The organism is Devosia sp. XGJD_8 (assembly GCF_046614475.1).
In the GTDB taxonomy this organism is placed as follows: Bacteria; Pseudomonadota; Alphaproteobacteria; order Rhizobiales; family Devosiaceae; genus Devosia.
The window spans coordinates 1,430,751-1,453,740 of the sequence record NZ_JBKJHF010000001.1 but is presented as its reverse complement, the minus strand read 5'-3'; the positions used below and the strand labels follow the sequence as shown (position 1 = coordinate 1,453,740).

The window sequence follows — 22,990 nt, the reverse complement described above, 5'->3', positions numbered from 1 at the left end:
ATTAGCAATAATCTTGCGCCATCCAAGTGGTTGCATGCTGTCCACGATGTATTAACCGAGCGGGAGGCTAGGGCCAGAAAACCGGCAGCCAGCCGAAGGCGCCCTGCGGGCGGGCATGGTCGTCGCGCCAGTCACGAGGCGTGTCGAAACCACCGGCCCAGATGCCCGCACCGCGCTGGCGCGCAGCCGCCTCCTCGGTCCAGTAGCGACCAGAGGAAATGGCCAGCCCCTCCGACACCATGACGGCGCCAAGATCCTGGCCGGCGACCGTGCAGGTGGCGAGGAGGCGTCCATATTGATCGGTATCTTCGGGCCGGCAATCGACGGCGCCGGCGGCCAGCAGTGCCGCGAGGCGATCGCGTGCCGCGCGGCCGCAGGGCCAGGACCGGCCGTCTGCCGCATCGCAATCCTGAGCCAGTTCAGGCGCATCGAGGCCCAGCAGGCGGACCCGCACGTCGCCCAGCCGGAGGCTGTCGCCATCGCTGACCCTCGCCTGCCCCGCTACTGGCGGCGGGGGCTGATCGAGCAGCGCGGCGAGCAGCCCGGCGCCGGCCAGAATGACGATTGCCAGGACGGCACCGCGCGGACCGCGGAAGAGAGAAAAGCGATACAGTTGCCGACCCCGGATTTCACCGACCGTTAACTACGCGGTCGCTAGTGTTGCATCGTAGCGTAGCGAACACCGTTTCTGTTCGCATTATATAGTAACGAGTAACGAGTTCATGGTGTCCCAGTCGGCTGTCATCGATGACGTCCGTTCGCAGATGGGACGCGACGGCAAGCGCGCTGCACAGAAGACCGTGCTGGACGCGCGCCAGCGTCTCACCTCCAGTTCGGGCACCCGCGCCGACTACGATTTTGAACTGATGCGGGACTATGCGCAGTCGCGGCTCGATGCCGCGCTGCCGATTGCCGCCATCGTGGCCATTCTCTCCATCGTCGCGAGCTTCTGGGTGCCGGTGGTTTTCGCCTCGCTCTGGGCGGGAATGGTGATCCTGAGCCTGTTGATCGTCGTGCTGATGGCGCAGCGCTTCAGGAATACCGAACAGGCCAAATTCAGCGCCGCACAATGGACGACCAGCTTTGTCGTCGCCGAAACGATCTATGGCCTTTCCTGGTCGCTGCTGGCGCTGTTCACACTGGTGGCCGATCCAGGGAGCCTGACTCCCGTCATGTTCGCCATGGTGCTGGTCAGCGTTGCCGCCAATGCGGTCGCGACCCATACGCTGCCGCTTGCCACGGTGATGAGCACGCTGCCGGTGACGGTAACGGTATCGGGCAATCTCATCATGCTGGGCGGCACGCTCAACTACACGCTGGCCGCCGTGGCCATCTGCGGCGAGATCTTCTTCGTCTACCTGGCGCGGCAGATGCACAGCACCGAGCTCGAGACCATTTCGCACCAGTCGGAAAAGGACGCGCTGATCAGCGAACTCGAAGAAGCGCGGCAGATGTCCGAAGAAGCGCGCCGACATGCCGAACAGGCCAATATCGCCAAATCGCAGTTCCTCGCCACGATGAGCCACGAGCTGCGCACGCCGCTCAACGCCATTATCGGCTTTTCCGAAGTGCTGAAATCGGAGCTGCTGGGGCCCCACCAGGTGCCGCAGTACAAGGAATATGCCGGGGATATCCATGCCAGCGGCCAGCATCTGCTGAACCTGATCAACGAATTGCTCGATCTCAGCCGCATCGAGGCAGGCAAGTATGAATTGAACGAGGAAGTGGTGTCGCTGGTCGACATCGCCGAGGACTGCCGCCGCATGATGGAGCTGCGCGCCAAGGCCAAGGGCATCGACCTGGTGTTCAATGTGGGCAACAACCTGCCCCGGCTGTGGGGCGACGAGCGTGCCATTCGCCAAGTCGTGCTCAACCTGCTCAGCAATGCCATCAAGTTCACGCCGCAGCATGGCAAGGTCACGCTGGTGGTGACCCGCAGCGCCGATGGCGGGCAGATGGTTTCAGTCAAGGACAATGGGCCCGGCATTCCCGAGGACGAGATCGCGACGGTTCTGTCCTCATTCGGACAGGGGTCGTTGGCCCAGAAGACGGCTGAGCAGGGCGCGGGCCTCGGCTTGCCCATCGTGCAGAAGATCATGGAGCTGCATCAGGGCCGGTTCGACCTGTTCAGCAAGCTGCGCTTCGGTACCGAAGTCATCGCCACCTTCCCGCGTGCCCGGGTGATGGACGCGCTGGCGCCGGTGGTCGAGAAGAAGAACCGCCTCGAGATCTATTCCCAGGCGGGCTAGGCGGCCGTATTGAGAGGATGAGCGCGGTCGATGCGCTCGCGCTCCTGCGGGTCGTTCATCGCCATCCAGAGGTCGGTACGGCGCTGAATATTGAGCCAAAAGTCGGCCGTCGTGCCGAAGACCCGCGCAAGGATGAGTGCCGTTGGCGCGGTGACGCTTCTCCGGTCGTTGCAGAGCTCGTTGACGTGCTTGCGCTGCACGCCCATGGCGTCGGCCAGTGCACCCTGGGTCAGCCCCATCGGGCCAAGGAACTCTTCCCTCAGGATCTCGCCGACAGTTACGGGCTTACGTACGGTCTGCAACATGGTCCATCTCACCTATAGCTGTGATCATCGAGATAGAGCTGCATAATCTCACCATCGATCCAGCGGAAAACAAGTCGCCAACGCTGATTGACCCTTATCGAATGCCACCCGTCCAGATGGCCCCGCAGTTTTTCGAGGTGATTACTTGGTGGTACGCGCAGGTCCTGCTCGGAAACGGCGTCGTCCAACATCTGCAACTTTCGAAATAATCGCCTTTCCAAGTCCGGTGGAATGCGCCCCGTCCTCGCATCGTCGACGAAGAATGCTCTTAGCCATTCATCCCGAAAACTGCCGATCATGCTTCACCATGAACCATTGTACCACCCTATGGTACAATTTGCAATTATCCCTGTTTGCCGCTAACGGCGGCGCTTTCGAAGGTGGCCATGTTGTGGTGCAGGTGCAGGGCCGTCTTGGCCAGCACGGCGGCCAGGGCCGCGCCGCTCCCCTCGCCCAGACGCATGCCCAGATCGAGCAGCCCCTTCTGACCCATGGCGGCGAGCGCGCGGGCGTGGCTGGATTCGGCTGAGGTGTGAGCAAAGAGGCAGTGGTCGATCGATGCGGGATTGACCGCATGGGCGATGGCGGCGGCGCTGGTAGCGACGAAGCCATCGACGATCACCGGGACCTTCTGGTGGCGGGCGGCGATGAGGGCGCCCAGCATGGCGGCGATCTCGCGGCCACCGACGCGGGCCAGGACGGCCAGCGGATGATCGAGTTCGCCGGCGTGGCGGGCCAGAGCGCGATCGACCGCATCGGCCTTGCGGGCGAGGCCGGCATCATCGACGCCGGTGCCGCGACCGACCCATTCGGCGCCGGTTCCGCCATAGAGGGCGGCATAGATGGCGGCGGCGACGGTGGTGTTGCCGATGCCCATTTCGCCGATGCAGATCAGGTCCGGCTTGCCGGCAATCGCTTCCATGCCATAGGCGATGGTGGCGGCGCACATCTTGTCGTCGAGCGCGGGCTCGAGGGTGATGTCGCCCGTCGGCAATTCCAGCGCCAGTTCGAACACGCGCAGGTTGATTTCATGCAGCGCGCAAATCTGGGAGATGGCGGCGCCGCCATTGGTGAAATTGGCCACCATCTGGGCGGTCACTTCGCGCGGGAAGCTCGAAACGCCCTGATCGGTCACGCCGTGATTGCCGGCAAAGATGGTGACCATGGGATTGTCGAGCCGGGGGCTCGCCCTGCCCTGCCAGCGCGCCAGAAACTCCACCAGCCCCTCGAGCGCGCCGAGCGAACCGGGCGGCTTGGTCAGCTGCGCGTCATGGGCGCGGACCGCCGCGACGGCGGCCTCGTCGCCATCGGGCGCAATGGTCAGAAGCTCGATGACGTCGGCGTAGGCGGGGCTGAGCGTGGGCATGGCGAGTCGCGATGGTTCGGGTTAGGAAGGACGGACTTGTTGCCGATTGCAGGGCGAAAAGCAATTGAACGCCGACCAACCAAATCTGGAAGCTGGTGAGCCCAGCAGCCCCCGCGGGGCTGTTGACCACATGGGCCTGCGGGCCGATTTCATCATGGCGCTGCGGTTCTTCTCGCGGCTGCCCACGGGCAGTTCACCACACCAGACACCCAATCTGGGGCGCATCGCCATGGCCCTGCCGCTGGCGAGCGTGGCCATCGGCATCGGGCCCGCCTTGCTGCTGGTCGGCGGGGCACTGGCCGGGCTGCCGAGCTATTTCGCGGCGGCACTGGCGGTCGCAGCCATGGTGCTGGCGAGCGGCGCCATGGCCGAGGATGCGCTGGCCGATGCGGCCGACGGGCTGTTTGGCGGGCACAACATCGAGCGGCGGCTCGACATCATGAAGGACAGCCGGCACGGCACCTATGGGGTGGCGGCGCTGTGCCTGTTCATCCTGCTGCGGGTGACGGCGCTGGGGGCCATCGCCGCGGTCAATCCGCTGGCGGCGGGGAGCATCTGGCTGGCGGCGAGCATTGTCGGGCGGTCGGGCGCACTGTGGGTGGCGGTGGCGCTGCCGCCGGCGCGGCGCGATGGCGCGGCGGCGACGGCGGGGCAGTTGCCGGCGCGGAATTTTGCCGTCGGGGCAGTGTTCGCCGCGCTGCTGCTGTTCCTGCTGGCAGGGCCAGCGACGAGCATGTTTGCCCTGGTGGTCGCGGTGATGCTGGCCGTGATCGTGATGACGGGGTGGGCCGCCCTCTGCAAGCGGCTGGTGGGCGGGCAGACGGGCGACCTGATCGGGGCGCTGGTGGCACTGGTGGAAGTGGCGGTGCTCGCCGCACTGCTGCCATTTGTGTGAGGTCCGATGGAGCGATGGCCTCGCCGGGTCGTTATTGTCTCCGCAGGGTTGAAAATACCGCAGGGGATGACTTTATCGTTCTGATGAGAACCGCAAACCGGGCAGAGGCGCGAGCATGATCTTTATCGGCATTGCGCTGTTGATCGCGGTGGGCATTGCGCTGCTCATCAGCGGGGACGCGGGGAGCCTCGTCGGGCTGACGCAGGCGCAAACGGCGCAGCTCATCCCCCTTCTGGTCATCCTCATCGTGTTTGCCGGTGGACTGTTCACCCGGCGGCGCAAGGCGTCGGAGCTGGTGGGCAGCGTGCTGCTGTGGATCGGCATTTTCGGCGTGGCGGCCGTGACCTATGCCTATCGCGACGAACTGACCGGCATGGCCGGACGGGTTGCCGGCGAACTGCGGCCAGGCGTCGCCATGGTGGATGCCGAACAGGGGATCGCCACCTTCCGCCGCGGCATGGGCGGGCATTTCGAGATCAACACCACGGTCAATGGGCATACGACGCCGATGATCTTCGATACGGGCGCCAGCGCGGTGGTGCTGACCATTGCCGATGCGGAAGCGGCGGGCATCGATACCGACGGGCTGCGCTTCACCATTCCGGTCTCCACTGCCAATGGCACCGGCCGGGCGGCGCGGGTGCGGCTGGAGCGGATCGAGGTGGGCGGCATTGCCCGCGAGGGCGTGGCGGCCTTCGTGACCGAACAGGATGCGCTCGACATAAGCCTGCTCGGCATGACCTTCCTCGAAACGCTGACCCGCTACAGCGTCACGCAGAATTCGCTCGAGCTGGTGGACTGAGGCAGCGCGGTCAGCCTGCCTCAGCCAGACGCGGGCGGTTGACGGCTTCGAGGGCACGGAACATCACCGCAGAGTCGGCGCCGGGCCGGCAGGCATCGACGCTCAGAATCTGGCGGAACTGGCGCGCGCCCGGCAGGCCATTGGCCAGACCCAGCATGTGGCGGGCGATATTGTTGAGGCGGGTGCCCTGCCCGGCTTCGCGATCGGCATAATCGGCCATGGCATGCATGATGGACTCGAGCGTTACCGGCTCGGCGGTGGCGCCGAAGAAGCGGCGATCGACCTCGGCGAGCAGCATCGGGGTGTGATAGGCGGCACGGCCGAGCATGACGCCATCGACATGGGCCATCTCCACTTGTGCGGCCTCGAGGGTTTCGAGGCCACCATTGAGCATCACCGGCAACGGGGTCAGGCGCGCGCGCAGGCGATGCACGCGATCATAATCCAGCGGTGGAATGGTGCGGTTTTCCTTGGGGCTGAGGCCCTTGAGCCAGGCCTTGCGCGCATGGACGTAGAGCGCGTCGACACCGGCCGTCACCATGGCGTCGGCGAAACGGTCGAGGCTTTGTTCGGTGTCCTGGTCGTCGATGCCGATGCGGCATTTGACGGTGACCGGCCGGTCGGTGGCGTCGCGCATGGCGCGGACGCATTCGGCCACCAGGTCCGGCTCAGCCATCAGGCAGGCGCCGAAGCGGCCCGACTGCACGCGGTCGGACGGGCAGCCGACATTGAGGTTGATCTCGGCATAGCCGGCGTCATGCGCCAAGCGCGTGGCCTTGGCCAGTTCGGCCGGATCGGAGCCACCCAGTTGCAGGGCAACAGGCTGTTCGACCGGATCGAAGCGCAGATGGCGCTGTGCATCGCCATGCACGATGGCGGCGCTGGTGACCATTTCGGTGAACAGCAAAGCTTCGCGCGTGAGCAGCCGGTGGAGGTACCGGCAATGGCGGTCCGTCCAGTCCATCATAGGTGCAACACTGAAGCGGCGGGCGCGCTTCACAGCGTCGGCATCATTTCGCGGGCTCTGCAACATGGCGTTTCCATAATCGCGAATTGGGCGCGGGGCAATGCGCGGCAAGTGATCTGGATCAATGGACGCTATGCACCGTGGGTATATGCTTGCCCTGAAAACTGAGAGGGACAGGCCATGTATACACGTATCGTCGTCGGCATTGACGGGTCAGAACTGGCAACCAAGGCATTGCGTCATGCGCTGACGCTGGCCAAGCAATCGCATGCGCGGCTCTTCGTGGTGACGGTCACCGAGCCGTCGGTGCTGATCTCGCCCGGGGCCGAGATGATGGCCATCAATACCGGCGAACTCATTGCCGAACTGGAAGCGGCCAAGGCCAGCTCCGCCAAGGCGACGCTGGACGAGGCGCAGGCCCTGGCCAAGGCGGACGGGCTGACCATCGAGCCGATCCACGTGCCATCGAGCGTCGCGGCTGATGCCCTGCTGGACACGGCCAAGGCGCAAGGGGCGGACCTGATCGTGATGGGCTCGCATGGTCGACGCGGGCTCGGCCGCCTGCTGCTGGGCAGTCAGGCCGCCGAAGTGCTGGCGCGTTCGACCATTCCGGTGCTGGTGGTCAAGTAGAGTCAGGCGTCGTCGAAATGGCCCCATTGCGCAAAGACGCCCCCGGTCAGCCGGTGGCGTGGATCGGCGGGGTCGAGCGGCTCGCGCGGGTCGGGTGAGCCCAGTTCGAGCGAGCCATGGCCGGGAGACCAGCCGAATTCGGCGTCAGGCGCATTGACGAAGAAGGCGTTGGGGTTGTCCGAGATGCCGTAGATGGTGCGGTGCCCCAGCGTCTCGATATCCAAAGCGCGGTCGACCAGGCTCGCCAGGTCGTCACGGTTGAACCAGAGCCGTGCTTCCCGCGGCGTGCCCGGCTGGCCGGCGGTGCAGATGCGGATGGCGAGGCACTCGATGCCGAACTTGTCGAAATAGAGCCGGCTCAGGGTTTCGCCGAACGCCTTCGACACGCCATAGAGCGAATCCGGGCGGTAGGGCGCGTCGATTTCGATCGGCACTTCGGCGGTCGGGTACATGCCCTGGGCATGGTAGGACGAGGCGAAGATGACGCGGCCGACGCCGGCCTTGCGGGCCGATTCAAAGACATTGTAGGCGCCCATGATGTTGGCTTCGAGCACGGTCTGCCAGCCGGCTTCCTTGGCCATGCCGCCAAAATGCACGACGGCGGAAATGTCCCGCGACATCAGGCGGTCGATGGCGGCACGGTCGGCCAGGTCGGCGATCTCGACCGGGGAGCCATCCTCGGGGGCGACGATATCTGTGGGCAGGAAGGCCCTGCCCCGCGCGGCGAACCATTGGCGCAAATGGCTACCCAGCCTACCCGAGGCACCGGTCAGCAGGATTTGGGGCATAGGTCTATTCCTCAGGCGGGAGCATCGGCGCGCAGGCGCGGATCGGGGCGGGGTACGGCGCTGATCAACTGCCGAGTATAATCGTGCTGCGGGCGCTCGCAAATCTGGGCGACGTCGCCGATCTCGACGATCTTGCCATTCTTCATCACCGCCACGCGGTCACAGAAATAGCGTATGACCGAGATGTCATGCGAGATGAAGAGGTAGGACAGGCCGAATTCGGACTGCAGGTCGCGCATCAGATCGAGCACCTGGTGGCGGAGCGACACATCGAGCGCCGAGGTGGGCTCATCGGCAATGATGAGACGCGGCCGCACGGCGATGGCACGGGCGATGGAGATGCGCTGGCGCTGACCGCCGGAAAAGGCGTGCGGATAGCGGTCGCCGATATCGGCGGGCAGGCCGACGCGGGTGAGCAATTCCTGCACCCGGTCCATCATCTGGTGCTCGGACATGTCGGTATTGGTGCGCAGGGGCTCGGAGATGATCTGGTAGATGGTCATGCGCGGGTTGAGCGAGGAATGCGGATCCTGGAAAACCATGCGCACTTCGCCATAGAGCGACTTCATGCCGGCCTTGCCGAGCGAGGCGATATCGACCGAGGTGCCATCGCCGCGCCAGTAATGCACCTGCCCGCCGGTGGGATTGTAAACCCGCAGTAGGGTGCGTCCCAGGGTGGTCTTGCCTGAACCGGATTCGCCGACGACCCCGACCGTCTCGCCCTGGTTGATGGTGAGGCTGACGCCGTCGATGGCCTTGAGATAGGCGGTGGGGCGGCCGAAAAAGCCCGGATTGAGCGGGAAATGCAGCGCCAGATCGTTGATCTCGGCGATCGGTTTTTCGGCCATCGGCCGGGCCGGACGCGGCGCGGGGGTCTCGAGCTTGAGCACGGAGCCAAGCAGCGCGCGGGTATAGGCCTGTTGCGGGCGGGCGAAGAGGTCAAAGACTTTGGCTTCCTCGACCTTTTCGCCGCGGAACATAACCATGACGCGGTCGGCGATCTGGGCGACGACGCCCATGTCGTGGGTGATGAACAGTACCGCCATGCCCCGGTCGCGCTGCAGCTCGCGGATGAGCGAAAGGATTTCGGCCTGGGTTGTGACATCGAGCGCGGTGGTCGGCTCGTCGGCGATGAGGATTTCCGGGTTGCAGGACAGCGCCATGGCAATCATGGCGCGCTGGCGCATGCCGCCGGAGAATTCGAAGGAATAGCGGTCGAGCGCGGCATCGGGATTGGGAATGCGCACCCGGTCGAGTAGCGCAGCGGCGCGAATGCGGGCTTCTTCCTTGCTGATCTTTTCGTGCAGCAGGATGGTCTCGATGATCTGGTGGCCGATGGTATGGACGGGCGACAGGCTCGTCATCGGTTCCTGGAAGATCATGGCGATGCGGCGGCCGCGGATCTGACGGATGGCCGAGCCGCGATTGCCGAGGGCGACGATGTCGACCTCGCCGGCTTCGGTCGCGAGATGGATGCTGCCGGCGGTGATCTCGCCCGGCTTAGCGACCAGCTGCAGGATGGCGCGGGCGGTGACGGACTTGCCCGAGCCGCTCTCGCCCACGACGCAGAGGGTTTCTCCGCGATGCAGATCGAAGCTCACATCCTTGACGGCATGCAGCACCGATTTGTGCATCGGGAAATCGACGGAGAGATTGCTGACCCGCAGGATCGGCGTGGCGGTGTCGATCATGGCAGCCTCACTTGGCATAGGGGTCGGCGGCGTCGCGGACGCCATCGCCGAGGAAATTGAGCGCGAGCACCGCCAGCACCACGCAGGCACCCGGCACGAAGAGCCAGGGGGCCTGGGTGATGGCCCGCAGGTTCTGCGTGTCCTGCAGCAAGACGCCCCAACTGACGATGGGCGGCTGCAGGCCGAGCCCGAGGAAGCTGAGCGAGGTTTCCGCCAGGATCATGTTGGGAATGGCCAGGGTGATGGCGGCGATGATGTGGGAATAGAGCGAGGGCATCATGTGGCGCATGATGAGGCGGAATTCGCTGACGCCATCGAGCCGGGCGGCGATGACGAAATCATCGGTGCGCAGGCTCAGGAAGCGGCCACGCACCACGCGGGCGATCTCGGTCCAGCCGATCAGCGAGAGGATGATCAGGATGGCGAAATAGACCTGCAAGGGCGGCCAGTCCTTGGGCATGGCGGCGGCGAGGCCCAGCCAGAGGGGAATGGTGGGCACCGAGCGTATGAACTCGATGACGCGCTGGATGACGCGATCGACCATGCCGCCGCGATAGCCGGAAATGCCGCCCAGGATCATGCCGATGAGCAGGGACAGGCCGACGCCGACCAGGCCGATGGACATGGAAATGCGCGTGCCATGGATGGTGCGGCTCAGAAGGTCCCGGCCCAACCGGTCGCCACCGGCGAGGAAGAAGGGGTGGGAGGGATCGAGCGGGCCGATGAAATGGAGGTTCATGTCGAACAGGCCCCACATCTTGTAGCTCTGACCGGGGACGAAGAAGCCGATGGGGATGACCTGGGTGGGATCGGGCGTGAAGATGCGGCGGAAGCTCACCGGATCGAGCTTGATGTCAAAGCCGGTGACATGGGGCTGGAAGCTCTGGCCACCGGCACCATCATCGACAAACCAGCCGATCGACTGCGGTGGCACATAGGTGTAGCGCGGGTCGAACTTGCCCGGATCGTAGGGCGCAAGGAACTCGGCAAAGAGTGCCACGAAGTAGATCAGCGCCACCACGAAGAGCGAGACGACGGCCAGCTTGTGCTTGCGGAACTTGTTCCACACCATGGTCCACTGGCCGGCGGCCTGGAGCTGGCCGGCATTGAGCTGGCGGTCGAGCAGGTCATCGTCCTGATGTGGCAGGGGAGCTTCGAGGGTCATGACAGGCGGATCCTCGGATCGGAAATGGCGAGAAGGACATCGGAGACGAGGGTGCCGATCAGCACGAGCCCGCCGCTGAGCAGAATGAAGGCGCCGGCCAGATACATGTCCTGGCTCTTGAGCGCCTGCAGCAGCAGCGGGCCGGCCGTGGGCAGGTTGAGCACGGTCGAGACGATGAGTTCGCCCGAGATCAGGGCGGGCAGCACCCAGCCGACGGTGGAAATGAAGGGGTTGAGGGCCACCCGTGTCGGGTAGGACAGGATGAGGCGCGCCTCGGGCAGGCCCTTGGCGCGGCCGGCTTCGACATAGGGCTTGTGCAGCTCGTCGAGCAGATTGGCGCGCATGATGCGGATCAGCGAGGCGGTGCCGGCCGTGCCCAGCACGAAGATCGGCACCCAGGCATGGGTGATGAAATCCCAGAGCTTGGCCAGCGACCAGGGCGCATTCTCGAACTGCGGCGAAAACAGCCCGCCGACGGAAACGCCGAACCACATGGTGGTGATGTAGAGCAGCACGATGGCGAGCAGGAAATTTGGGGTGGCCATGGCCAGGAAGGCAAAGGCGGTGGAGAGGTAATCGGTGATCGAATATTGGCGGGCCGCCGAATAGATGCCGATGGGCAGCGAGAAGGCCCACATCAGCACCAGGGTCAGCACCGAAATCAGCGCCGTCATGCCCATGCGGCCCCAGATCAGGTCGGTGACCGGCTGGTTCCACTCAAAGCTCTGGCCGAAATCGCCGCGGACAATGCCGCCCATCCATTTGAAATACTGGACCACCACGTTTTCGCCGAGGCCATAGCGCTCGCGCAGATTGTTGAGCACGGCGCTATCGACCGTTTCGCCGGACTGGGCGATCTGGGCGGCATAGGTGGAGACATAGTCGCCCGGCGGCAGCTGGATGACCGTGAAGGCCAGCACGGAAATGGCCAGCATGGCCGGGATCATGCCGGCGATCCGCTTGAGAATGAAGAACAACATGACGGGGCACCCGGTTGGATGAGCGGCCCGGCCAAAGGCCGGACCGCGGGGGCGTCTGCTACTGCTTGAAGTAGAACTGCTCGACGCTCAGCGTGCCAGGATCTGGGTGAATCCAGCCTACCGGCGTGCCTTCGGGGACATTGCCCAGATTGTTGGACACGACGGCAAAGCCGTTGATCGCGGTGCTGACGCCAATCTGGTAGAACTGGTCGGCGGCGATATCGAGCAGCTTCTGGAACAGGGCGGCCTGCTCGTCGGAGTCTGAGGTGGCCTTGATCTGGTCGTAGAGCGACCACTGCTCCTTGACGTAATCGGGCGGCTCCTGCCCGCCATCGCCGATATAGAACTTGGCCCATTCGACGGCGAAGTTGGACTCGGTGGAGAAGGGGAAATAGTCGCGCGGATCGATGAAGACGTCGATGCCGCCCGAGGTGGCGCCCCAAACCACGATGTCATGCTGGCTGGCGGTCTTTTCCTCGTAGAAGCGGGTGCGGTCCATGGCGGCGAAACGCGCATCGACACCCACGGCCTGCCAATATTGCACGAAGAGTTCGGCGGCGTCGGCCATGGCACCAAGCGCCGTCACGGCTGCGACATTGACCACAAGCGGGCTGCCATCGGGCGCGAGGCGGAAGCCATTGCCGCCACGCTTGTCGAGACCGATGGAGTCGAGCAGGCGGTTGGCTTCCTCGGCATCGTAGGCGATGAACTGGGTGGCGAGACGCTCATTGTAGTAAGGCGTGCCCTGGCGCGGGGAGACCTGCTGCGGCGTGCCCTGCCCCAAATAGAGCGCGTCGATGATGGCCTGGCGATCCAGCGCATGGGACAGCGCGACGCGGAAGTCCTTGTTCTGGAAGACGTCGTGCTTGACCGGATCGGGCGAGTTGAGATTGACCGAGATGGTCATGGCGTTGCCGACGCGGGATTCGCGGGCGCTGATATAGTAGTCGCCGGTCTCCATGCCCTCGGCAATCACCGGCAGATTGACGGGATTGGCGGTGTGGCGGGATTCGTAGTCGATCTCGCCGGCCAGCACGCTCAGCAGCAAGGTCTGTGACTCGGCATTCACGGAAATGCTGAGGTCATCGATATAGGGCAGCTGGTTCCCGGCGGTATCGACCTTCCAGTAGTAGGGATTGCGCTCGAGGGTGACGCGGGTGGCGCCGGCCTCGTAGGGCTCGGTGATGCGCCAGGCCTCGAGCGTCGGACGCTCCGGATTGCGCCAGCGCTGGATATTCTCGATGCCGACGCCGCACATATTGACCATGTGCTCGGCCCAATCGGCGGCCCCGGCGGCCGTCGCATTGGCCTCGGCGTCGGGATTGTATTTCGGCATGAACTGGCTGCAATAGGCCTTGTTGAGCAGGGCAAGCTGCACGCCATAGACGCTGGCGGCATTGACGACGAAGAGGCCGTTGGGCTTGGTCCAGGAGATGGTGAATTCAGTCGGAGAAGCGACCGATACGGTGGGCAACTCCCCTTCCACCGTCAGCCAGCCTGGCTTGGTGGGAAAGAGCTTTTCGTCGGGCAGCACATCCTGGATGAAGAAGGCGACGTCATCGGCGGTGAAGGGGCTGCCGTCGGACCATTTCATGCCTTCGCGCAGGGTGAAGGTGAAATCCTTGCTGTCGGCGCTGGCCGTGTAGCCGCTGGCAATATTGGGGACAACTTCGCCGGTCCAGTCGGCATCCCAGGCGATGAGCGGCTCGTAGCCGAAATGGGTGAAGAGCATGTTGCGGTCATTGCCGCCGACCATGCCGCCGCGGAAGGTGCCGCCGTAGCGGCCTACTTCACTGACCGGCACGATGACGCGCGGCTCGGCGCCGACGCGGTCGGCTACTGCCGGCAAGTCGCCGCTGGAGACCAGCGCGTCGAGTTCGGGGGCCTGGCTATAGGTCTGCGCGAAGGCGGCGTGGCCGAGCGCAAGAATGGATATCCCCGCCAGAGCGGCAATCCTGAGATGCTTCAATGTTCCCTCCCATCAAGCTTTTAGCTGCAGCACCGCTGGGGTTATCCCCGTTATAGGTGATGGCGGTTGCAGTGTGGTATGACTGCATTAGCCTTGTCAACAATGAATCATACTGCTTTTCAACAGGCGCCTGTGAGAGGGCGTTGACAGGGCGAATGTGGCGGTGTTAGCTCAATGTAATCATACTAATTATGCGTGCAGGAGATGGATGTGACCCTCGACGAAATCAAGGCCAAGATCGGCTCGGGCCTATTGTCCTTTCCGGTGACGGACTTCGATGAGGCGGGCGAGTTCGACCGCGATTCCTATGCCGGGCGGTTGCAGTGGCTGTCCTCGTTCGACGCGTCGGGCCTGTTCGCGGCGGGCGGCACGGGGGAATTCTTCTCGATCGGCTATGACGAATATGACGACGTGATCCGCACGGCGGTGAGCAACAGCTCGGCCAATGTGCCGGTGCTGGCCGGAGTGGGCTATGGCACGCGCATGGCGGTGGACCTGGCGCGGCGCGCCGAGAAGGCCGGCGCAGCGGGCATATTGGTGCTGCCGCATTACCTGATGTTCGCCGAACAGGAAGGCATCATCGCCCATATGAAGGCGATCTGCGACGCGGTGGGGATCGGCGTCATCTATTATGCGCGCGACAATTCGCGGCTGGCGCCGGACTCGCTGGCGCGGCTGGCCGAGCTCTGCCCCAACCTGATCGGCTACAAGGACGGTATCGGCGACCTGCAGCTGATGGTGCAGGTGGCGAGCCGGATCGGCGATCGCATGGTGCATATCGGCGGGCTGCCGACGGCCGAGGTGTTTGCCCAGCCGTATCTGGAAATGGGCGTCACCACCTATTCCTCGGCGGTGTTCAACTTCGTGCCGGAGCTGGCGCTGCGCTTCTACCGCGCCATCCGCCAGCGCGATGGCGCGACGGTGCAGGCCCTGCTCAAGAGCTTCTACCTGCCGCTGATCGAGCTGCGCGACAAGAAGCGCGGCTATGCCGTGTCGATGATCAAGGCGGGCGCAGACATCGTGGGACGCCCCGCCGGCAAGGTGCGCAGCCCGCTGACCGAACTCAGCGCCGACGAGCGCGAAACGCTGGCGCAGCTGATCGCCGCACACAGCTAGAGCTTCCCTGGCACGGCCTCCCTGGTGCCAGAAAGCCCGGACCGCGAGGTCCGGGCTTTTGTTTTGAGGGCGGGAAGCCGGACCGTCAGTCAACACCCTCCCCCGTGTGGGGAGGGATCAACAGTGGGGGTGGTTTGGCCGTGATATGGCGGCCCCCATCACCCCCTCCTACCTCCCCCATCGAGGGGGAGGTTTCTCTCCGCTCATGGGCAAAATCCTGCCCATGCACCGGGCGGTTCCTCCCCCTTTAGGGGGAGGTTAGGGGGGGGTGGGTAGGATATCGGGGCTCTCGCCCCCCCCACCCGGCCTCCCCCTTCGGGGGGAGGAGGAGACTGGTGCGTGGGGGATTGTGGAACAGCAAACCTCCTCAGCGCCCGTATGGATCCCAGCCATTGGCGTGGAACAGGCCGATAATGTAGCCGAAGCTGAAGGCGAAGGCGGTTTCGAAGGGGGCTTCGCCGTCGATATCGGGGCAATGGTCGGGCATGATCATGCAGTCGACGCCGACTTCCTTGTAGAGGCGGAGGGCGGCAGCCATGTCCATATCGCCGGCATCGGGGAATTCCTCGGTGAAGGAATAGCGGCCACCCTTGATGTTGCGGAAGTGGACGTTGAAGATCTTCTTGCGCTCTCCGAACCAGCGGATGATGTCGCCGATTTCCTCGCGCGGATTTTCGAGGCTTTCGGCAATGGTGCCCTGGCAGAAATTGAGGCCGTGATAGGGGCTTTCGGCGATGGAGACGAAGTGCTTGAGGCCATCGGCGCTGCCCAGGACGCGCTCCTCCATGCCGCGATAGCCGGGCGGGGTCAGCGGATCGTGCGGGTGGCAGGCGAGGCGCAGCTTGTTGGCTTCGGCCACCGGCACGACGCGCTCGAGGAAATAGGTGATGCGCTCCCACATCTGCTCGGTGCTGACCTGGCCGGCGGCGGTCAATATGTCGGAATCGGTCAGCTGGTCCTGCCGGAAGGTGGACAGAATGGCGCCGCCGCGGCCGCGCTCGGAGGGGGTGCGGGGAATGCCCAGCAGGTTGAAATTATACTTGGCCGCGCCAATGCCCATGGCGCTGAGATCCTCGATCAGGCGACAGATGCCATCGATCTCGCGATCGCGTTCGGGCCCCTGCCCCAGCACGATGCCGGGCGACTGGTGGTTCTTTTCGATGCCCGAGGATGGCAGCGGCAATTGCACCATGTCGAGGACGAGGCCCGCCGCATCGACGCGGTCGATATGGCGCCTGAGCACGTCGCGCGTCCAGGAATAGGGATTGCCGGGCGGATCGATGCAGACATGGACGATGCCGAGCTGGGCCAGCTGCCGCAGATAGCGATCACCCACCTCTTCGAGTTTGCTGCCGCCGAGCTGGGTGCCCACATACATGGTCAATATCCTTGCCTGTTATGATTTCTCCAAAGTTGTATGAAAGATTTTGCCATGGTACAAGCGGGCATGCGATGCGGGGCAGCGAAATCGGCACGGCAGCGCCGTCCGATGCTATCGCAGGATGATAAATCGGGCTAAGTCTGAACACATCTATGAACGCATAATGAATGGCCGAAACGACGCACATGGCAGACACTGCAGCACCACGCCTGACTGACCGGGTGAAGGACGGCCTCAACCGCATGATCATGGATGCCGGCATGCAGCCGGGTGACAAGCTGCCGCCGGCCGACCAGCTCTGCGAGCAGTTTTCGGTGAGCCGCACGGTGGTGCGGGAGGCGATAGCGAGCCTCAAGGCCGAGGGGCGGCTGCGCTCGTTGCGCGGTAGCGGCGTCTATGTCAGCGAACCACCCAAGCCGGTGGGCGGCTCGATGTTCATGGAGGCGCCGCAGGATATCGGCGAGGTGCTGGATTTCATCGAATTCCGCATGAGCGTCGAAATCGAGGCGGCCGGACTGGCGGCGGAGCGGCGCACGGAAACCAACCTGCTGCGCATGGAGCAGGCGATGAGCCAGTTCGCGCGGCATTTGGAAGACAATACGCTGGCGACCGACGCCGATCGCAGCTTTCACCGCGCCATTGCCGACGCCACCAACAACAAGCGGTTTCGCCTGTTCGTGGATGAAATGGGCGAGCGGCTGATCCCGCGCCGGGCGCTGGGCGCCAGCTTTACCGACGAGAAGGACAAGGCCGAGTTCCTGGAGAATATCCAGAGCGAACACCGGCGCATCTTCGAGGCCATTACCGACCGTCGCGCCGACGATGCGCGGGCGGCGATGCGCCAGCACTTGGAAGGCGGGCGGCGGCGCTATCGCGAATGGAGCCTGGCGCATGACGGGACGTAGCAGAGCCTTATGAAGCCGCCCGAGATCAGCTTTGTGGTGCGCGAGCGCTTTGGCGTGGGCGAGAGCCCGGTCTGGGACGCGGAGCAGCAGCGCCTGCTGTGGTGCGATATTCCCGCCGGGGTGATCCACGCGCTGGACGTGGCGAGCGGGGCGCGGCAGCGCTGGCACTTCCACGAGCCGGTGCCCAGCTTCGGGCTGGCGCAGGGCGGGCGCCTGGTGGTGGCTTTGCGCCGCGACGTGGTGCTGTTCGACCCCGAAACCGGCGCGCGCGAACTGGTGGCCAGCGTCAGCCATGCCAAGTCCGAGATGCGGCTCAATGACGGCAAGGTGGGGCCGGACGGCGCCTTCTGGGTGGGCAGCATGGATGCAAGCACGGATGGGGCGCCCGCGGCAAAACTCTATCGCATCGGCGCTGATGGTACGGTGCGGGTGATCGCCGAGGGGCTGGCGATCTCCAACGGGCTGGCCTGGAATGCCGACGCGACGCGGATGTACCATTCGGATTCGCGCGGCAGCATGTGGCTGGACTGCTGGGATTTCGACGCGGCAACCGGCGCAGTCGGCAACCGGCGGCGCCTGCGCGACAATGACGAGGCCAATGGGCGACCCGATGGCGGCGCCTGCGACATGGCGGGCACCTATTGGTCAGCGGGACCCTCGGCGAGCCGGATCAACCGGTTTTCGGCCGATGGGGACCTGCTGGGCTGGGTGGATGTGCCGCTGCGACTGCCGACCATGCCGTGCTTTGGCGGCGCGGATATGCGGACGGTCTACGTGACGAGTCTCGATTCCAAGATGGCGGATGAGGGGCTGGATGGGGTTGTGCGTTTTCGGGTGGATGTGCCCGGGGTGCCGGTGGGGCGGTTTGGAAGGTAGGGGAGAGCCAGCTGGCCTCCCATGATGCATGTTCGCTGGAGGGGGTGGTTTGGCCCCGATATCGGGGCTCTCGAACCCCCACCCGGCCTCCCCCTGGAAGGGGGAGGTGCAGCGCGGTGGGTGGGGTGGAATAGTGCCACAACCCAAATTCGGTCGCCCTCCCCACAAGGGGAGGTGGACGACTGAGGGTGCGCAGCGAAGACCATCATCCCCCGGTCGCAAACGCCGCTGACTAACATGTCAGTTCTGGCGCCCGCTGCGGATTTCCAGTATTGGCGCTGCATCACGACCGGACGAGCGCCCAGCCATGCCCCTGCCCCGCCATATCGCTGTCATCGACATCGGCAAGACCAATGCCAAGGTGGTGTTGATCGACAGCACGACGCGCCAGCAGGTGGCGGCGCGAGGGACGCCGAATACGGTGCTGCGCGAGGGACTCTATCCGCATGCCGATGTGGAGCGGCTGTGGGGGTTTATCCTCGAGAGCCTTAGGGCGCTGCAGGCCGAGCATGGGGTGGACGGGATTTCCATCACCACGCATGGGGCGACCGCGGCACTGATGGCGGGCGAAGAGCTTGCCATGCCGGTGCTGGACTATGAGCATGACGGCCCCGAGGCGCGTGCGGCGGAGTATGGCGCGGCGCGGCCCGATTTTGCCGAGACCCTGTCGCCGCGCCTGCCCAATGGGCTCAATCTGGGCGCGCAAATCTTCTGGCAGGCGCGTGCGCATGCGGCGACGTTTGCGCGGGTGACGGCCATTTTGACCTATCCGCAATATTGGGCCTGGCGGCTGACCGGGGTGATGGCGAGCGAGGTGACCTCGCTGGGCTGCCACACCGACCTCTGGGCGCCGGGGCGGGCGGAGTTTTCCAGCATGGTCAAGGCGCAGGGCTGGGTGGAGACGTTTCCGCCGGTGCGTCCGGCGGCGTCGGTCCTCGGTCCTATCGTGCCCGCGGTGGCGGCGGCGACGGGGCTTGGGGCCGAGACGCCGGTGACCTGCGGCATTCATGATTCCAATGCCTCGCTGCTGCCGCATCTGGGGGCGCGTGCGACCCCTTTCAGCATCATTTCGACCGGCACCTGGACCATTGCCATGACGGTGGGCGGGGATACCGGGCAGCTGGACCCGGCGCGGGACAGCCTGGCCAATGTCGACGCCCATGGACGGGCGGTGCCGACGGCGCGGTTCATGGGCGGGCGGGAATTCGATACGCTGGTGCCTGAAATTCGCACGCCGAGCGGGGCTGACATTGCGCGGGTGATCGAGAGGGATATCCGCGTGCAGCCGAGCTTCACGCCCGGCGTCGGCCCCTTTCCGCAGGCGGCGGGGCGCTGGACGGTCGACCCGGCGCAGTTGACGGCCGAGGAGCGGACAGCGGCGGCTTCGCTCTATCTGGCTCTGCTGACGCGGGCTTGCCTCGAGCTGTGCGGACTGGGCCGGGAGATCATCATCGAGGGGCCGCTGGCGCGCAATGCGCTCTTCGCGCAGGCGCTGGCGCGGCTGGCGGGGGTCAGGGTCAGCGCATCGGGCGATGCGACGGGGACGAGCCTGGGGGCCAGCATGCTGTTCGGGGCTGGCGAGGGCGTGGCGGCGGCGGGCACGGCGGTGGCGCCGCTCGATGTGCCGGGATTTGACGCCTATGCCCAGCGCTGGCGCGAGCAAATCGCCTAGCTGCCTTGCAGGCTGAACCGATGTGGACGCGGCCCGTTGACCCCATATGATGGGCAACAAGGAGTGTGGCATGGCGCGGCATCGGGTGGTTATCGTCGGCAGCGGCTTTGGCGGGCTATCGGCAGCGCAGGCACTGGCGGGGGCCGATGTCGATGTGACGCTGATCGACCGGCGCAACCACCACCTGTTCCAGCCCCTGCTCTACCAGGTGGCGACCGCCTCGCTCGGCACCTCGGAAATCGCCTGGCCGATCCGCCATATCCTGCGCAAGCGACGCGAGGTGACGACGCTCCTGGCGACGGTGACTGGCGTGGATGTGGCCGGCAAGGCCGTGTTGCTGGAGGATGGCAGCCGGGTTGGCTATGACAGCCTGATCCTGGCTACCGGGGCGCGGCACGCCTATTTCGGGCATGACGACTGGGAGAAGTTCGCGCCCGGGCTCAAGACCTTGGAGGACGCGACGACGATCCGGCGCAAGCTGCTGCTGGCCTTCGAGGCGGCGGAGCGCGAGCCGGACCCGGAAAAGCGGCAGGCGCTGCTGACCTTTGTCATCATCGGGGCGGGACCGACCGGGGTGGAGCTGGCCGGGGCCATCGTGGAACTGGCGCGGGTGACGCTGACGGGGGAATTCCGCCGGGCCGATCCGGGCAAGGCGCGGGTGGTGCTGATCGAGGCGGGCAACAAGGTGCTGGCCAATTTCCAGCCGGAGCTGTCGGACTACACGCTCAAGTCGCTGCGCGATCTGGGGGTCGAGGTGATCCTGGGCAAGCCGGTGACGACGATCGATGCCGACGGGCTGGTCTATGGCGACACGCGGCTCGATGCCGAATGCATCATCTGGGCGGCGGGGGTCGAGGCGTCGCCGGCGGCCAAGTGGCTGGGGCTGGAGCCGGACCGGGCCGGACGGGTCAAGGTCGAAGCGGATTTGAGCGTGCCGGAGCATGGCGAGATTTTCGTGGTGGGTGATACGGCCAGTATCGCGATGCCCGATGGCAAGCCGGTGCCCGGCGTGGGCGATGCGGCCAAGCAGGGCGGCAAGCATGCCGCGAGCGTCATCCGGGCGCGGCTGGCCGGGGACACGGCGCTCAAGCCGTTCCGCTACAAGCATGCGGGAGACCTGGCGACGATCGGCAAGCGGGCGGCGGTGATCGATTTCGGCTGGATCCAGCTCAAGGGCTGGGTGGCTTGGTGGGTCTGGGGCATCGCCCATATCTACTTCCTGATCGACACCAAGAACCGGCTAGCCGTGGCGCTGAGCTGGCTGTGGATCTATCTCAGCGGCCAGCGCAGCGCCCGGCTGATCACCCAGGGCGAGGCCGAAGCCAAGGCGCCGATCAAGGAAGTGACGGAGGCGTAGCGGCGCGTCAGCGCTCCGCCACTTCGTCAACCGATGTCGTCGCCTTGTGCAGGTTGCGTTCGCGCAGCCAGATGTAGAGGCCGCTGCCGATGATGATGGCGGCGCCGAGGAAGAACCAGTTGTCGGGGGGCTGGTTGAAGATGACCCAGCTGGCCAGCGCCAGGTAGAGCAGCTGGAGATAGTTGAACGGGGCCAGAGTGGCCGGGGTGGCATAACGGTGGGCCACAGAGATCAGCAGGTGGCCGCCCACGCCGGCGGCGCCGAGGGTGAAGAAGGCCACCCATGAGATGGGTTGGGTGGGCCAGACCCAGTCGGTGAAGGCGATGGGCGTGATGACGAGGAGCGAGATGCCACCGGCATAGATCTGCTGGGTCATGGCGCTGTCGACGCCGGCCAGCCTGCGGGTCAGGATGCCGAACAGGGCGCCGAAAAAGGCGGCGGCGAGGCTGAGCAGGGCCGCGGGGTGGAAGGCCTCGGTGCCGGGGCGGATGATGACCAGGATGCCGACAAAGCCGATGCCGATGGCCAGCCAGCGGCGCCAGCCGACATGCTCGCCCAGCAAGGGCCCCGAGAGGGCGCAGACCATCAGCGGCGAGGTGAACAGCAGTGCGCCGGTGACCGTCAGCGGCAGGTAGCGCATGGAGAGAAAATTGCCGGCGGTGGAGCCGAGCAGGCAAAGGCCGCGCGCCAGCTCGAGCTTCCAGTTGCCGGTGGAAAAGAGGCTCCAGCCCTGGACGGGCAGGACCAGCAGCAGGAGCAGGGCCACATGCAGGCCGTAGCGGGCAAACATGATCTCGGTGGTGGGCATGCCGGTGGTGGAGAGCCACTTGGCCGAGACGTCGAGGAAGATCAGCACCGACTGGGCCAACAGCAGGATGAGGATGGCCTTGTTGGCATTGTGCTCGATGGCGGCGACGGGACGGGCCATCAGCGTTCCTCGGTGATGGGGCTGGCGGGCCTGGCCAGTGCGCGTTCGCGCAGCCAGATATAGAGGCCGCTGCCCATGACTATGGGGGCGCCGATGAAGAGCCAGATGTCGGGCGGCTGGTTGAAGACGAGCCAGCTTATCGAGGTGAAGAACAGGATCTGCACATAGGCAAAGGGCGCCAGGGCCGAGGCCGGCGCGAAGCGATGGGCCACGGTGATGAACTGATGGCCCGAAAAGCCGATGACGCCGATCAGCGCCAGGACGGTCCAGTCGAGGGCATTGGTCGGCCATATCCAGGTGGCGATGGCAAAGGGCGCCAGAACGATGGTGGGCAGGGCCGCGCCATAGAATTGCTGCGTGCCGGCCGAATCCACGCCGGCAAGGCGCCGGGTCAGCATCGCGTAGCAGGCATAGGAGACGGCCCCGCCGAGCGACAGCAAGGTGGCCGGGTGGAAGACTTCCGTGCCGGGCCGGACGATGATGAGGACGCCGAACAGGCCGACGGCAATGGCGGTCCAGCGGCGCCAGCCGACCGTTTCGCGCAGGATGAAGACCGACAGGGCCGTGACGATCAGCGGCACGGTGAAGGTGATGGCGCCGGTGACGGTGAGCGGCAGGTAGCGGACTGCCGTGAAGTTGCAGAGCGTCGAGCCCACCAGGGCGCCGGCGCGCAGCAGTTCAAGGCCAGGGCTATTGGTGCGCAGCAGGCTCAGCCCCTTGCTGGGCAGGTTGATCGCCGCGGCCAGGCCCAGATGCACGGCATAGCGCACGAACATCACCTGCAGGGCGGGAATGCCGACCAGGCCCAGCCACTTGGCCGAGCCATCCAGACAGACGAAGAGAAAATAGGCCGCGAGCACCAGGCCGATGCCGAACAGGCGGCGCTCCTCGATGGGCGCGATGGGAGACGACATGGCAGGTCCGGATGGCGGCGCAGGAGGGAGACGC

General features: G+C 65.3%; 22 protein-coding genes. 9 read left to right on the top strand and 13 right to left on the bottom strand.

Annotated elements, in window-relative coordinates; translation table 11 throughout:
- Positions 1-67 precede the first annotated feature (67 nt).
- Positions 68-454 carry a thermonuclease family protein gene (locus ACLI1C_RS06820; RefSeq protein ID WP_411396129.1) on the bottom strand — a complete coding sequence of 129 codons (387 nt, stop codon included), beginning with the start codon at positions 452-454 and terminating at the stop codon, positions 68-70.
- A gap of 268 nt (positions 455-722) precedes the next feature.
- Between ACLI1C_RS06820 and ACLI1C_RS06815 the strand changes: the two genes are divergently transcribed.
- Positions 723-2,249, top strand: a complete 1,527-nt coding sequence (locus ACLI1C_RS06815) for a sensor histidine kinase (protein WP_411396128.1) — start codon at positions 723-725, stop codon at positions 2,247-2,249.
- Here the strand turns inward: ACLI1C_RS06815 and ACLI1C_RS06810 are convergent.
- The 3 genes from ACLI1C_RS06810 to cobT are packed head-to-tail and all read right to left on the bottom strand — an operon-like array spanning position 2,246 to position 3,920.
- A complete protein-coding gene (locus ACLI1C_RS06810) occupies positions 2,246-2,554 on the bottom strand; it encodes a HigA family addiction module antitoxin (RefSeq protein WP_411396127.1) in 309 nt (102 codons plus the stop codon). The two genes, ACLI1C_RS06815 and ACLI1C_RS06810, sit on opposite strands and share 4 nt — an antisense overlap.
- Before the next feature lie 8 nt (positions 2,555-2,562).
- The gene (locus ACLI1C_RS06805; protein WP_411396126.1) at positions 2,563-2,853 is read right to left on the bottom strand and encodes a type II toxin-antitoxin system RelE/ParE family toxin; all 291 of its coding nucleotides are present in this window, start codon (positions 2,851-2,853) and stop codon (positions 2,563-2,565) included.
- 44 nt (positions 2,854-2,897) lie between these two features.
- Positions 2,898-3,920 (bottom strand): nicotinate-nucleotide--dimethylbenzimidazole phosphoribosyltransferase, encoded by a 1,023-nt coding sequence (gene cobT, locus ACLI1C_RS06800; RefSeq protein ID WP_411396125.1) that lies wholly within the window; start codon positions 3,918-3,920, stop codon positions 2,898-2,900.
- A 130-nt stretch (positions 3,921-4,050) separates the two neighbouring features.
- Here cobT and ACLI1C_RS06795 point away from each other — a divergent pair, with 130 nt between their 5' ends.
- The gene (locus ACLI1C_RS06795) at positions 4,051-4,815 is read left to right on the top strand and encodes an adenosylcobinamide-GDP ribazoletransferase (RefSeq protein ID WP_411396124.1); all 765 of its coding nucleotides are present in this window, start codon (positions 4,051-4,053) and stop codon (positions 4,813-4,815) included.
- 115 nt (positions 4,816-4,930) lie between these two features.
- The gene (locus ACLI1C_RS06790) at positions 4,931-5,617 is read left to right on the top strand and encodes a TIGR02281 family clan AA aspartic protease (protein ID WP_411396123.1); all 687 of its coding nucleotides are present in this window, start codon (positions 4,931-4,933) and stop codon (positions 5,615-5,617) included.
- A gap of 10 nt (positions 5,618-5,627) precedes the next feature.
- Here the strand turns inward: ACLI1C_RS06790 and dusA are convergent, their stop codons facing one another.
- Positions 5,628-6,650, bottom strand: a complete 1,023-nt coding sequence (dusA, locus tag ACLI1C_RS06785) for a tRNA dihydrouridine(20/20a) synthase DusA (RefSeq protein WP_411396122.1) — start codon at positions 6,648-6,650, stop codon at positions 5,628-5,630.
- A 114-nt stretch (positions 6,651-6,764) separates the two neighbouring features.
- Here dusA and ACLI1C_RS06780 point away from each other — a divergent pair, with 114 nt between their 5' ends.
- Positions 6,765-7,214, top strand: coding sequence for a universal stress protein (locus ACLI1C_RS06780; RefSeq protein WP_411396121.1), 450 nt, complete (start codon positions 6,765-6,767; stop codon positions 7,212-7,214).
- A 2-nt stretch (positions 7,215-7,216) separates the two neighbouring features.
- Here ACLI1C_RS06780 and ACLI1C_RS06775 read toward each other — a convergent pair whose 3' ends face one another.
- Genes ACLI1C_RS06775 through ACLI1C_RS06755 form a run of 5 tightly spaced genes read right to left on the bottom strand, consistent with a single transcriptional unit; the run spans position 7,217 to position 13,807 of the window.
- Positions 7,217-8,002, bottom strand: a complete 786-nt coding sequence (locus ACLI1C_RS06775; protein ID WP_411396120.1) for an NAD-dependent epimerase/dehydratase family protein — start codon at positions 8,000-8,002, stop codon at positions 7,217-7,219.
- Positions 8,003-8,013: 11 nt separating this feature from the next.
- A complete protein-coding gene (locus ACLI1C_RS06770; protein WP_411396119.1) occupies positions 8,014-9,693 on the bottom strand; it encodes an ABC transporter ATP-binding protein in 1,680 nt (559 codons plus the stop codon).
- Positions 9,694-9,700: 7 nt separating this feature from the next.
- On the bottom strand, positions 9,701-10,858 hold the full coding sequence (locus ACLI1C_RS06765; protein WP_411396118.1) for an ABC transporter permease: 1,158 nt from the start codon (positions 10,856-10,858) through the stop codon (positions 9,701-9,703).
- Complete coding sequence (locus tag ACLI1C_RS06760; protein WP_411396117.1) at positions 10,855-11,838, bottom strand: ABC transporter permease; 984 nt, start codon at positions 11,836-11,838, stop codon at positions 10,855-10,857. Before ACLI1C_RS06760 ends, ACLI1C_RS06765 begins: the two co-directional genes overlap by 4 nt.
- A 58-nt stretch (positions 11,839-11,896) precedes the next feature.
- Positions 11,897-13,807 carry an ABC transporter substrate-binding protein gene (locus ACLI1C_RS06755; protein WP_411396116.1) on the bottom strand — a complete coding sequence of 637 codons (1,911 nt, stop codon included), beginning with the start codon at positions 13,805-13,807 and terminating at the stop codon, positions 11,897-11,899.
- A 210-nt stretch (positions 13,808-14,017) separates the two neighbouring features.
- Between ACLI1C_RS06755 and kdgD the strand changes: the two genes are divergently transcribed.
- Entirely contained in the window at positions 14,018-14,923 is a 906-nt protein-coding gene (gene kdgD / locus ACLI1C_RS06750) for a 5-dehydro-4-deoxyglucarate dehydratase (protein WP_411396115.1), read from the top strand.
- 367 nt (positions 14,924-15,290) lie between these two features.
- On the opposite strand, the gene ACLI1C_RS06745 is transcribed toward kdgD, so the two are convergent.
- Positions 15,291-16,301: a mannonate dehydratase gene (locus ACLI1C_RS06745; protein ID WP_411396114.1), complete on the bottom strand. Its 1,011-nt coding sequence runs from the start codon at positions 16,299-16,301 to the stop codon at positions 15,291-15,293.
- Positions 16,302-16,489: 188 nt separating this feature from the next.
- Between ACLI1C_RS06745 and ACLI1C_RS06740 the strand changes: the two genes are divergently transcribed.
- From ACLI1C_RS06740 to ACLI1C_RS06725, 4 genes are all read left to right on the top strand, one after another.
- Positions 16,490-17,209, top strand: a complete 720-nt coding sequence (locus tag ACLI1C_RS06740; protein ID WP_411396113.1) for a FadR/GntR family transcriptional regulator — start codon at positions 16,490-16,492, stop codon at positions 17,207-17,209.
- Positions 17,210-17,218: 9 nt separating this feature from the next.
- Entirely contained in the window at positions 17,219-18,085 is an 867-nt protein-coding gene (locus ACLI1C_RS06735) for an SMP-30/gluconolactonase/LRE family protein (protein ID WP_411396112.1), read from the top strand.
- A 307-nt stretch (positions 18,086-18,392) separates the two neighbouring features.
- Positions 18,393-19,757, top strand: a complete 1,365-nt coding sequence (locus ACLI1C_RS06730) for an FGGY-family carbohydrate kinase (RefSeq protein ID WP_411396111.1) — start codon at positions 18,393-18,395, stop codon at positions 19,755-19,757.
- 70 nt (positions 19,758-19,827) lie between these two features.
- Positions 19,828-21,114: an NAD(P)/FAD-dependent oxidoreductase gene (locus ACLI1C_RS06725; protein WP_411396110.1), complete on the top strand. Its 1,287-nt coding sequence runs from the start codon at positions 19,828-19,830 to the stop codon at positions 21,112-21,114.
- A 7-nt stretch (positions 21,115-21,121) separates the two neighbouring features.
- On the opposite strand, the gene ACLI1C_RS06720 is transcribed toward ACLI1C_RS06725, so the two are convergent.
- Complete coding sequence (locus ACLI1C_RS06720) at positions 21,122-22,042, bottom strand: DMT family transporter (RefSeq protein WP_411396108.1); 921 nt, start codon at positions 22,040-22,042, stop codon at positions 21,122-21,124.
- Positions 22,042-22,956 (bottom strand): DMT family transporter, encoded by a 915-nt coding sequence (locus ACLI1C_RS06715; RefSeq protein ID WP_411396107.1) that lies wholly within the window; start codon positions 22,954-22,956, stop codon positions 22,042-22,044. The genes ACLI1C_RS06720 and ACLI1C_RS06715 overlap by 1 nt, the downstream gene beginning before the upstream one ends.
- Positions 22,957-22,990: the final 34 nt, after the last annotated feature.